This is a genomic window from Mucilaginibacter tolerans (genome assembly GCF_030519375.1).
Lineage (GTDB): Bacteria > Bacteroidota > Bacteroidia > Sphingobacteriales > Sphingobacteriaceae > Mucilaginibacter.
Window position 1 is genome coordinate 33,596 of the sequence record NZ_JAUMKB010000013.1, and the last position, 11,638, is coordinate 45,233.

The following is an 11,638-nucleotide window of genomic DNA, read 5'->3' on the forward strand; positions in this document are numbered from 1 at the left end:
CAAATGGAGTGAGTAGGTCTTTCGCTTAAATGGATATCATCTCTACTTCATTTCGGCCATAGCAGCCATTGACATGGGCTGCATATCTGTACTGAATTTCAGTCTCTTCAGATGTAATGCTGTTATCTTGCCGTTCTCTGTTATTTCCAGGAATTGATCGGGGTTTACTTTGTGAAGTTGCTGCACGGTGCTGCTGCCTGCCCAGCGAATCGCGATATCATCGATAATCGTTGCCCGGCCTATCCCTATTTCCTGCCTCAAGGGTGATGAACCAAAGCTGCCGCCAGAATTTACATCTCTATAAACGTTTCTTTGCGCGCCATTCTCTGTAAAAGTGACCTTGATGCGAGAGCCAATAGCAGACCTGTTTGATTGCACACCAACCAGTTTTAAGCAAATCCAATTGTTGCTGTTTTGTCCCGGATTAAGGTATAGTGCGCTTTTATACGCATCACCTATGTACGCCCCGCCCATTTCGATGAAAATATCCTGTAGCCCGTTATTTCTAAAATCCGCGAAAGAAACCCCGTGGCCCTTCTGCAAATTTCCCGTGCGAGACGAACTGGTTACATCGGCAAATTTTTTGCCGCCTATATTTCTGAAAAGTTTATTGGGAATAAGTGACCCAAAATCCGGGTTGCCGGTTCCAAAATAAAGATCTGGATAGCCGTCATTGTCGATGTCACCAAAATTGCCCCCCATGCTGAACACCACTTTGTCCAGCCCTGCATTGTGCGTTACATTTGTAAACGTACCATCGCGGTTGTTTCTAAAAAGAAATATATTGCCGTCATCTGCTACTGGAGTACCCAAAGCCTCTAACGCAGCGTAATAGCCCAGGGTGTTACTAAAATTATAACTGCCAATCAATATATCAGGCCAGCCGTCATTATCGTAGTCAAAAAACCAGGTTGTGAATGTATTTTGTTTAATATTAATGCCCGCTTTATCCGTAGCGTCTTCAAACTCTACATTCTTTCCTCCTTTGCCTTTATTTTTCAGCAAATATTTCCTTCCACTCATAGTCGAAACGAAAATGTCGGGCCAACCATCGTTATTGTAATCTGCCGATGTTACACCTTTCACAAAATCGTTGATCCGGCAGTGAGCTTTTTGAGCCATTTCGGTAAAGGTACCATTGTGGTTATTCACATAAAGTGCCGACGGGTGATTGTTTTTACAGTTGGTTCCGCCATGGCTTTCCATCCCGATAAAAATATCAAGCCAGCCATCGTTATTAAAATCGGCCCACACGGCAGTTTGGGTAGGCTCCATAAACTTTAAACCGGCTGCGAAGGTTACGTCAGTAAACGTACCGTTGCCGTTGTTTTTAAGTAAAGAACTCGGCTGGTTGCCAAAACCTTCCCGAAGCCAGCCTCCCCGCATAATAAAAATATCGGGACGCCCATCGTTGTTATAATCGGTTTGCTCAATATTGAGTCCACCAACCATATCCTGTAAGCCACTTTGAGCAGTGCGGTCGCTAAAGGTACCGTCCCGGTTATTATGAAAATAATGCATGTGATCCTGAAGATCCATACCTGACGTAATGATGTCTAAATAGCCGTCGCCATCGAAATCGTCGACTATGGAGCCGCCAGCCCTGCTATTCAGGTTAATCCCAACGTTCGCCGCTACATCCGTAAATGGCTTTACCTTGTACGGCCCATCGTCAACATTTAAATTGGGGATCAGATATTGTGCAGGAACTTGCGACGGATAACGGCCCAATGTCATATAGGCTATATTTAGTAACCAGCGGGATTGGAGATCGTGAGAATTACTTTTCAAAATCTTCTCCAGCGTTTCAATAGCTTTTTGCGATCCGGTTTGAAGTTGATGTATCCCCGGCCCTTTAATAGGGAATATGCATGACGCGCCGTTATGATTAAGCATACAATTACTGCGTTCTCCTAAACGCATATAAGCAATAGCCTGATCAGGCATTATATCCACGGTACTCAAGTAGCCCGGCAGCTTTGAAATTTTTGTATATATATCAACAGCCTTTTGTTCATGGCCTTCCTGCAATTCAAATAGTGCTTTTTTTGACAGTAATTGAACATCATAGTTTGGCGAATCAATTTTTAACGTCGAATCGATGGCTGCAAGCCGGGCATCTGAACTAAAAACATTTTGCTGGTTATAATTTCGTTTCCTGAGCTGTTGCAACAGATCTGCCATTTTCATTGGCGAATGTGGTTTACATGACACTATTAACCCACAAATACCTGCGACAAGAAATATCATCAATATTCTATAATTCGAGGACACGATAATTGATTTAAAAATGGAAGCGGATACCTAATTAAACAAATGTAAAAAGAGGCGGAATCCTAAAACACAACATTTGTCTATATTCATATAACATCTGAATAAAGCAACTGAACATATGAGTTATATATATACACAAACGTGCATAAAGAGGACCTCGATCCGCGTTATCTTCGTCCACAGGCAAAGCTTAAAAACCTAAGTGTTTCAATCAATTTTAAATAAGCCCCAATAATGAAGAAGACCATTTTAAAGATGACCATTCTGACCGTCGTGTCAACGCTCTTGGTAAATCCGTTAATTGCGCAGAAAAACGGCAGCAAAATTAAATATCTTAATCCCCCGCTCATTAAAAATATCTACACGGCAGATCCGTCTGCACATGTGTTTCAAGGGAAAATTTACATCTATCCCTCTCATGACATTGACGCCGGCGTACCCGAAAATGATAACGGTGACCACTTTGCAATGCGTGATTATCATATACTTTCGCTTGACCAAATAGGCGGAAAAGTTACAGACCACGGCGTTGCACTGGATATTAAAAACATACCATGGGTTGGCAAACAGTTATGGGCGCCTGATGCTGCTTACAAAGATGGCCGGTACTTCCTTTATTTCCCGGCAAAGAACAAAGATGGCGTTTTTCAAATAGGATGTGCAACATCCAATAAGCCCGCAGGGCCGTTTAAGGCAAACCCTCGTCCTATTACAGGAAGCTATAGTATCGATCCTGCTGTATTTATCGATGATGATGGCACCGCTTACATGTATTTTGGGGGTATCTGGGGAGGGCAGCTTCAGCGGTGGCAGACCGGAAAATATGAGTCCAGCGGGTCAAAAACAGATCTCCATAAAGACAAGGCACCGGCAATCAGTTGCAGGGTAGCTAAATTGGATAAAAGCATGATGGAGTTTGATGGAAAAGTGCAAAATGCACTTATAATAGATAGCGCAGGACATCAATTATTGGGAGGGGATCATGACCGCCGCTTTTTTGAAGGCTCATGGATGCATAAATATAATGGGAAATATTACCTTACTTATTCCACCGGGGACACGCACTTTCTTGCTTATGCTATCGGCTCCAGCCCTATGGGCCCCTTTGTATACGCCGGACACTTTATGCAACCTGTGCAAGGATGGACAACACATCACTCTATTATTAAATTCAACAATAACTGGTACATATTCTATCATGACACAGAACTTTCAGGCAAAACAAACCTGAGGAATATTAAGGTCACCGAACTGCATCATTTAAGTAATGGTAAAATAGAAATGATCAATACTTACACAAAATCGGGTAAGTAAACTAAATAAAAGGGGGAGTAGCAGCAGCCGAATCAAATCGTTGCGGTTGCTACCACTTCCTCTTCTGGTCTTATTAAATTCTTAAATATCAGTTGCTAATGACATACGTATCACCCGGACGTGTCGGCATATCGTACACCCAGGTTTTGGTTAGGTTGGCTGTAATATTTTTGTCGCTACTTTTTATGATCGGCTTTTTTAAGTTCATCACCTGGTAAAAGCGGTTTTTGTTGATACCATTTGCTGCTGTTAGCAATTTGCTATTGATCTGTTGATTAAAACGTAGCCTGCAGTTTCCGCCAAGTGCGGAGTGTATAGTCAGTTTTTTGATTTTGTGGTTAGCCCATTTCATGTCAATTTTAAAGCCACCCCTAGCCATTAATCCTGAGATACTGCCATCCTTCCACTCATCAGGCAATGCCGGCAACAGGTAGATCGCACCGTCATGACTTTGTAAAAGCATTTCTGCTATCCCTGAGGTGCAGCCAAAATTACCATCGATCTGGAAGGGCGGATGCGCATCAAATAAATTAGGATAAGTGCCGCCGGAGTTTCCATCTACAGGTCTTATCTGATCCTTAATAAGTTTGTAGGCATGCTTGCCATCTAACAGTCGTGCCCACAGATTGATCTTCCACGCCATGGACCATCCGGTTGATACATCACCACGATAAATAAGCGAGTTTTTTACGGCGGCAAAAAGTTGCGGTTGCGTAAAAGGAGATATTTGGTTACCCGGAAATAAACCATACAAGTGGGAAACATGGCGATGGTGGTCGTCGGTGCGGTCAAAATCCTCCAGCCATTCTTGTAACTGGCCATATTTGCCAATTTGCATTGGAGGTAATTGGCTGCGGTAGTTCGAGAGGCTATCGGCAAAAGCGTTATCGACATGCAGTTCGGCGGCGGCCCTGATAACAGCAGTAAACAAGCCATAAACCAGTTGGTTATCCATCGTAGCGCCTGCAGTTACTGAAACTTGATTTTTACCCTCGATATATTCATGCTCAGGCGATATTGAAGGTGACACTATCAACCAGCCATGCTCAGGTTCTTTTTGCAGGGCATCAATATAATATTCAGCAGCCCCCTTCATTATCGGGTAATATGCTTTTAGGAATTTCTTGTCGCCCGAATATAAATAGTGCTCCCAGAGATGTTGGCAAAGCCATGCGTTTGATGTCGGCCACAATCCCCAAAAGGGGCCATCCACTATCCCCGTTATCCGCCAGATATCGGTATTGTGATGTAATACCCATCCACGTGCTCCGTACATGGTTTTTGCAGTAGGCGAGCCGGTAACAGACAGATCGCCGACCATGTGAAATAGCGGAGTACTTAATTCTGCTAGCTGGGTTATTTCACTTGGCCAATAATTCATTTCGGTGTTTATATTAACCGTGTATTTACTATCCCATGGGCCTTTAACCTCGCCATTCCAGATACCCTGCAAATTGGCCGGTTGTGATCCCGGTTGAGATGAACAGATCAACAGATAACGACCGTATTGAAAATATAATTCGGCTAACTGCGAATCATTATCGTGTGAAAAATTTTGGACGCGGACATCTGTGGGCTGGTTTGCTGCGTTATGCTTGCCAAGATCGAGTTTAACCCTATCGAAATAAGAGCGGTAAAAACGGATGCTTTTATTTAGCAACTCATCGAAGTTATGTTGATAAGCTTTATGCAAAATATCTTCGGCCCGGTTCATTGAATTCGCCGAGACATCATGATAGTTTACAAAATTGGTGGCCATCGAAAGATAGATGAGGGCAGTATCAGCATTTGCAATAGTTACGCCCGACGTATCCGCAAAGCATTTTCCTCCTGAGTTTTTAACCCTGGTAAGCACACTATATTTAATCTGTCCTTTTTGGCCCTCGTGGTCGCTGCCCTCGCCGGATAAAACCAACGTTTCTTTTTCATTTACTGTAACCGAGGATTTTAGAGGGCTTTGAAGTTTTAATTTGCAGCTAATCATACCGCGTTTATTAGCCGTAAGCCTGGCCATAAGCACGTTGCTCCCAAACGATGTGAAATATTCCCGTTTATAATTAACTCCGTTTAAAGTATACCTTACAACAGCCGTAGCATTAGCAATATCCAGATCACGATAGTAGTTACTGACACTGTCTGTCCCAGGGAAGTTGATATATAGATTACCGGCAAGTTGGTATGGCATGCCACTGTTGCCTTTTGGCCCAAGTTTGCTGTTGGCCAATTCTTGCGCTTGCGCATACTTTTTCTCCGCAAGCAAGGCCCTCACCTGATTAATGTATGGCCTCGCGCCTGAATCAATTGTATTATTGGGGCCACCTCCCCATATGGTTGATTCATTGAGTTGAATACGTTCGTTTTGTATATTGCCAAACAACATGCCGCCTATAAAACCGTTTCCAAGCGGCAAGGCTTCATTCCAGTTTTTAGCAGGTTTGTTATACCACAATTTATATCGACCACGGTCGTAATGCTCACCTGTTTTTTCACCGGCATGATTTTTTTGTGCTTGTACCGATGACGATATCAATAATGTCACAGCAAAAATCTTCGCCTTTTTGTAAAATGATCCTGTCATATATTTCGGTTTGGAGTTACTTAAAAATTAACAACAGACCAATAGGCCTTTTTGCGTTGTCTGTTTTCATCAAACAATAATGGGTAGGCTTTTCTAACTTCGCGGGGCGTATTCACGCCTGCTGCAGCCCCGCCCGTTAATCCACCGCCTCTCCAGTCCAGCCAGCTTGACCGGTCAGACACGTTCCAGAATGTAACGTTTGTTATAAAGTGCCTATACTGCCTAAATATATCAAAAGCCATTTTGTATTGTGCAATTTGTTTGGCTTCCACTTCAGGGGTGTAACCCGCTTCAGGTGTTGGCATCGCCCCGCCAGCTGCAGGCGCTGTGCCGGGCGCGGGTGTTGATTTGGGCAGGCGTATGGTAATATCCATTTCCGTAAATTGGACCTTTAAACCCAATGAGGTCACTTCGTCAAGGGCTTTACGCAAATCGTTGGGGGATGGATCGTTCAGTTTCCAATGAGCCTGCATGCCAACGCCATCAATAGGCACGTGGTCTTCTATTAATTTCTTCAGCAACTTATATATTTTCTCTCTTTTTACCGGATGTTCGCTATTATAGTCATTGTAATATAACTTGGCATCCGGGTCGGCTTCATGCGCATATCTGAAGGCGGCCTCTATAAAATCAGGGCCATTGCATATTTTGTACCAATTGCTTTTTCGATAAATTTGCGTGGTATCATCACCGTCATCAACAGCCTCATTCACCACGTCCCAGGCATAAATTTTACCTTTATATCTTCCTGCTACAGTAAAAATATGATTCTTTAAGCGTTGTAAGAGCAATTCTTTAGTAACCGGCTCTCCATTTGGCCCTTTAAACATCCAGGCTGCTTCCTGATTATGCCAGCATAAATTGTGGCCGCGTATTTTAATATGATGGCTTGTTGCAAAATCAACTATTTCATCGGCATTTTTCCAATTATAAACGTTTTCAGATGGGTGTATCGGCCCCATCTTCATATCATTCTCGGGTGTTACACTGTTAAATTCCTTCACAATTAATGCCGAATCGGGACCATGCAGGGAAGCCATGCTCACTGCCACACCTATCGGGAAATAATCTCTATAGTAATCTTTTAGACCTTTATCTGGATTGATCAAAGTAGTAGTAGATGATGTTACCTGATGCTTGGGCGTGCATTGCACAAACGATAAAGCCATAAGCGCAATTGTCAGGAACAACAGGCCTGAACTCGCTTTTTTTGCCACAGTAGAAAAATCCATATTTGTTAACGGTTTATTTTATAGGTATTTAACGATGTATATCCAGCTACCGCGTTATTGTATTAACAGACGAAAGTTCAGGCTTATTGATTTCACTAACCTTATAACCCAATAATGAGAGCATTGTCTCACCATATCTTCTTCCTAACAACCTGTACCCTTCTGCAGTAAAATGCAGATGATCGGCAGAACAGGGGCATCCTGCTGAAGAAATAACATAGGAGTTAGGAATGGTTTGAGGCAGTGTCGCTATAATTTTGTTCATGCTTGCGCAAACACCGTTCTGGTCGGCATTTACCACCTCGCCTGCAAGTAAGGGTACCTTTTTTGGCTTTAGCTTTAGGTCTTTCATCAAATTATCGTAAACGCCTTTTACTTTTTGGGTCCATAACGTATCATTAGTGTTGGATTCTCCCTGCTGCAACAATACCCCTTTAATCACCCCCGACTTTTGCGCTAATTTGGCAAGTGCTAATAATCGCTCGTATGGGTTACCGCCGTATTCAGCTACTATATTTTTCATCCAAACCGGGGCCGTTGCAAGGTATGATTGATAGCTGTTCGTTTCAAAAACCTCAATTTTTGCGCCGGCAACGGAAACGTTAATTATGCCAATCTTTATTTTTCCCGGAAGGTTAGCCAACAGCGTCCTGCCAAAATAATCGGCTGGGGTTAAACCTGTTCCGCACCGCACCAATGGCGGTATAGCCGTGTACCAATTGTCTTTTGTCCTGCCTCTGCCGGCACAATCAACAGCTTGCAATACCTGAAACCTGCTGTCAACGCCAATGGTGTCCTGAGCCTGAACTCTTGCATTTCCCTCCATGTTTGATTGACCAAAGCAGATAAATATGTAAAACTTCTTATCCTCCGAAAAACTTTTCATGGCCAACAAAGTCAGGCAAACCGCCGCTATGAGTCTAAGTTTCATTTTATCGGAAATTTCAATTCTTGAATATCAGGCTTGCAAACTGGTTTAAAGAGCGCCTCCATGATTGCCACTCGTGTGCGGTGCCTGGAGATTCGTAAAACACCTGTTTAATGCCGGCCTTTTTAAGCGCCTCATGAAATCCATTTACGGTGGTCTGCATTCTTTCCGGCTCGGCAGTCCCAACACTTAAATAAAGTACTTTAACTTTTTCGTTAAAGGCATTTGCATCGGCAAACACGCCATTATACATTTTGGTTATATCGGTGCCCGGCTGCATAAAGGCCGCCCCGCTAAAACCTCCTACATAAGCAAATTTATCGAGATTGGTCATCGTAGTTTGGAAGGTTTGAAATCCGCCCATTGAAAGCCCTGCCATCGCACGATGGTCGCGGTCGGCAAGCGTTCTGAATTTTGCATCAACCATTGGAATAATCTCCTTCACAAGCACATCAGGAAAAACATTCCCCGCCATGCTTGGTCCACGAGTGGTAGTAGTTTCCGGTTTTGTTGGATCTGTGGCATACCCTCTGTCCATCACAACTATCATAGGTGCTGCCTGTTTTCCGGCGATCAGGTTGTCCAATATAAAATTCATTTTACCTTGTGCAGGCCAGCCGGTTTCGTCTTCACCCGAACCGTGTTGTAAGTAAAGTACCGGGTATCTTTTGTCGGTTTGTGTATCGTAACCGGGTGGCGTGTATACATTTGCCCGTCTCCAGGCCTTTGTAATGCCCGAGTAATAGTTTACTGAACGCACTTCTCCGTGAGGTACGTCTTTTATAGTATAAAAATCGCCCTCCGGATCTGCTATATCAATCCCGCTTGCCATTCTTCCCATGCCGTAAAAAGTTTGACTAGATGGATCAACAACTGCAACGCCGTCAATTATCAGGGAATAGTAGTGGAATCCTAATGTAATCGGATCGGTAGTTACCGTCCAATAGCCCCCGGTATCTTTTGTCATCGGATACTTTTTCAATAAGTCAATTTGAACACTTTTTGCCTCCGGCGCCTTCACTCGGAAAAAAACAGTATTGTCCGGAAATATCTGCGGATATTTTACGCCCGGAATATTGGTGGGTGCCGATACACCTACCTCGTTGTAGGTGTATTGAGGGAACGTTGATGCATCTATCGGTTTGAAAATCAATTGTGAAAACATATATAAGCCATTTTTCCATACCTTAAAGTTGTGAACACCGGGCTCGATATAGTATATGTGCGGCACGTTTTTATCTGCCAGGTAATCGTGTGTGCGTTTGCTGAACGTAATTAACCCGTCACTTGAGCCGCATGATATCCAAAGCAATTTTAACTTGCTTTTTGCAGCGTCGGGGTTCGGAAGCAATTCCTCAGGTTTTTTTGTATTGGGGGCTGAAGAAAAACCACCTACCCATGAAAATACATCAAGGTTTCCCAAACCAAAATTTAATGATTGCCCGCCACCCATTGAAAGGCCGGCAATTGCCCTGTGATCCTTATCCGTATATACATGATATTTATGATCAATAAATGGTATCAGGTCGTTTAACAGGTCTTTTTCAAAGGTGGCAAAGCCTTGTACCTTATCGGGTGCCATGATATTTCCGGTCGCCCGGTCGTCTTTTATTGCCCTGCCATTCGGCAACACAACTATCATGGGTACAATTTTATTCTCCGCATACAGGTTATCCAATATCACCTGAGGGCTGCCGCCACTATACCATTCTTTTTCATCGCCACCGATACCGTGCAAAAGATACAGCACCGGGTATTTTTTACTTTTAGAATATCCGGGAGGTGTGTAAATCAGGGCACGGCGCGTGTTGCCCACGGTCTTTGATTCATAAGTGATCGTGTCGATTTTTCCATGCGGAATACCTGCACGAAATACATCAAAGCCGACTCGTGCCTGGCTAACTATGTCTTGTGAATACGCTGGTATGCAAAACAAAAGAAGGATACATGCTGCAAAAAACAATCGCTTAGTTTGTAGTGATCTGTTCATTGTTATTTAGTATTTATCAGTTAATAAAATTGTCAATTGATTTGTGGTTGTATAAGCTGGTATTTGCCGCTAAGATGCATCAGGCTGAACAGGTATAACAGGCCATCATAGTATGGATCAAAATAATTATCTGCATAAGGTTCCAGCTTAGCGTTCCAAAGTGGTCGTACAAAATCGAATTTGGTGTTGTCGGTGATCATAAGCGAGGCTGCGGCAGAGGTGGCCACCAATCCCAGGGAATGGCGTAATTTTCTGATACCCCCTGCCGGAAGTATAAACTCCGGGGTGGTGCCATCGGTGTTAAACTGATCGTCGAAATCATTTATCCCTTTTGATCGTAAAAAATTCTGGAGTCGCTTTGCATAGGCCTGTTGCCACATTTTATCCTTCCCGAACCAGACATAATCCATAGCGATATTCATGGGGACCCTCCAGGAGTCGAAACGAAATGCTGGTTGCATCCGTCCGGAGCCAAATGGCTTGCCGCTGAAATAGGTATTATCCGGATTAAGACCGGTTACAGGGTCACAAGCTCTGTGTAAAAATACTCTTGCGGTGTCAGCGCAATCCCGATAAAATTGTTCGTGGCCATCTTTGGCGTAAAGCGCCCATACTTCGTAAAATGCAGGCAAATCATAGGAAGGGTCGGTCCATTCATACCCCTTACCTTCAGGTACAAAGGAAATTTGCTTTGCCGCCATGTTTATTAAAGGATGAATATTGTCTGTGCCGTCTTTTTTCCAAATGGCATCCAGTATCCTTCTGGCCTCTGCGTAGTAGTTGATGCCTGTATTATTTCCCCATTTGTTGGAGGCAAAAAACAAGTCGGTGATATAGTATAACTCCCCGTCGGACGCAGAGCCCTCCGAATTACGCACCATTGTTTTGGGATTGATGCTCCAGGCAAAATATCCTTCCCTTGGTCCGTCCTGGTGTTGAAGATATTTTTTTGACCATCGCCATATACGGTCAAAAACATCCTTTTTGTTAAGCTGCACGGCGATCATCATACCATAAGAAAGTCCTTCTGTTCTGGCATCATGATTTTTTACATCAGACACGTACGCCATGGAATCGCCTACCTCGAAATAAACCTTATTGGGGCCTTCAAACACGTCATGATAAGCCTTTGTCAGCTTACTGTCGATATCAGCTTTGCTATACCCTGCCTCGTGAAAAAGATCCGGATAAGCGCCGGAAGCAACAGCACCCGTACCCGGCGCTTTTTTTGAAGCCTTCCGGTTTTGACTAACTGCAAAAACAGGCAGCAAAGCAACCATCAAATACAATAACACTAATTTTTTTATACTCATATCGTAATT

The 11,638-nt window shown here is 43.5% G+C and carries 7 protein-coding genes; 1 reads left to right on the forward strand and 6 read right to left on the reverse strand.

The annotated features are described in order from the left end of the window. Positions 1-42: 42 nt before the first annotated feature. On the reverse strand, positions 43-2,190 hold the full coding sequence (locus Q3A68_RS17390; protein WP_302902389.1) for an FG-GAP-like repeat-containing protein: 2,148 nt from the start codon (positions 2,188-2,190) through the stop codon (positions 43-45). A 318-nt stretch (positions 2,191-2,508) separates the two neighbouring features. Between Q3A68_RS17390 and Q3A68_RS17395 the strand changes: the two genes are divergently transcribed. Continuing rightward, positions 2,509-3,588, forward strand: coding sequence for a glycoside hydrolase family 43 protein (locus Q3A68_RS17395; protein WP_302902390.1), 1,080 nt, complete (start codon positions 2,509-2,511; stop codon positions 3,586-3,588). 88 nt (positions 3,589-3,676) lie between these two features. Here the strand turns inward: Q3A68_RS17395 and Q3A68_RS17400 are convergent, their stop codons facing one another. From Q3A68_RS17400 to Q3A68_RS17420, 5 genes are read right to left on the reverse strand one after another with little or no spacing between them, the layout of a single operon-like run. Beyond that, positions 3,677-6,166, reverse strand: coding sequence for a glycosyl hydrolase family 95 catalytic domain-containing protein (locus tag Q3A68_RS17400; protein ID WP_302902391.1), 2,490 nt, complete (start codon positions 6,164-6,166; stop codon positions 3,677-3,679). Positions 6,167-6,186: 20 nt separating this feature from the next. After that, the gene (locus tag Q3A68_RS17405) at positions 6,187-7,398 is read right to left on the reverse strand and encodes an endo-1,4-beta-xylanase (RefSeq protein ID WP_302902392.1); all 1,212 of its coding nucleotides are present in this window, start codon (positions 7,396-7,398) and stop codon (positions 6,187-6,189) included. A 46-nt stretch (positions 7,399-7,444) separates the two neighbouring features. Further along, on the reverse strand, positions 7,445-8,329 hold the full coding sequence (locus Q3A68_RS17410; RefSeq protein ID WP_302902393.1) for a sialate O-acetylesterase: 885 nt from the start codon (positions 8,327-8,329) through the stop codon (positions 7,445-7,447). A gap of 13 nt (positions 8,330-8,342) precedes the next feature. Next, positions 8,343-10,316 carry an alpha/beta hydrolase-fold protein gene (locus Q3A68_RS17415; protein WP_302902394.1) on the reverse strand — a complete coding sequence of 658 codons (1,974 nt, stop codon included), beginning with the start codon at positions 10,314-10,316 and terminating at the stop codon, positions 8,343-8,345. 32 nt (positions 10,317-10,348) lie between these two features. Further along, a complete protein-coding gene (locus Q3A68_RS17420) occupies positions 10,349-11,629 on the reverse strand; it encodes a family 8 glycosyl hydrolase (protein WP_302902395.1) in 1,281 nt (426 codons plus the stop codon). Between the last annotated feature and the right edge of the window lie 9 nt (positions 11,630-11,638).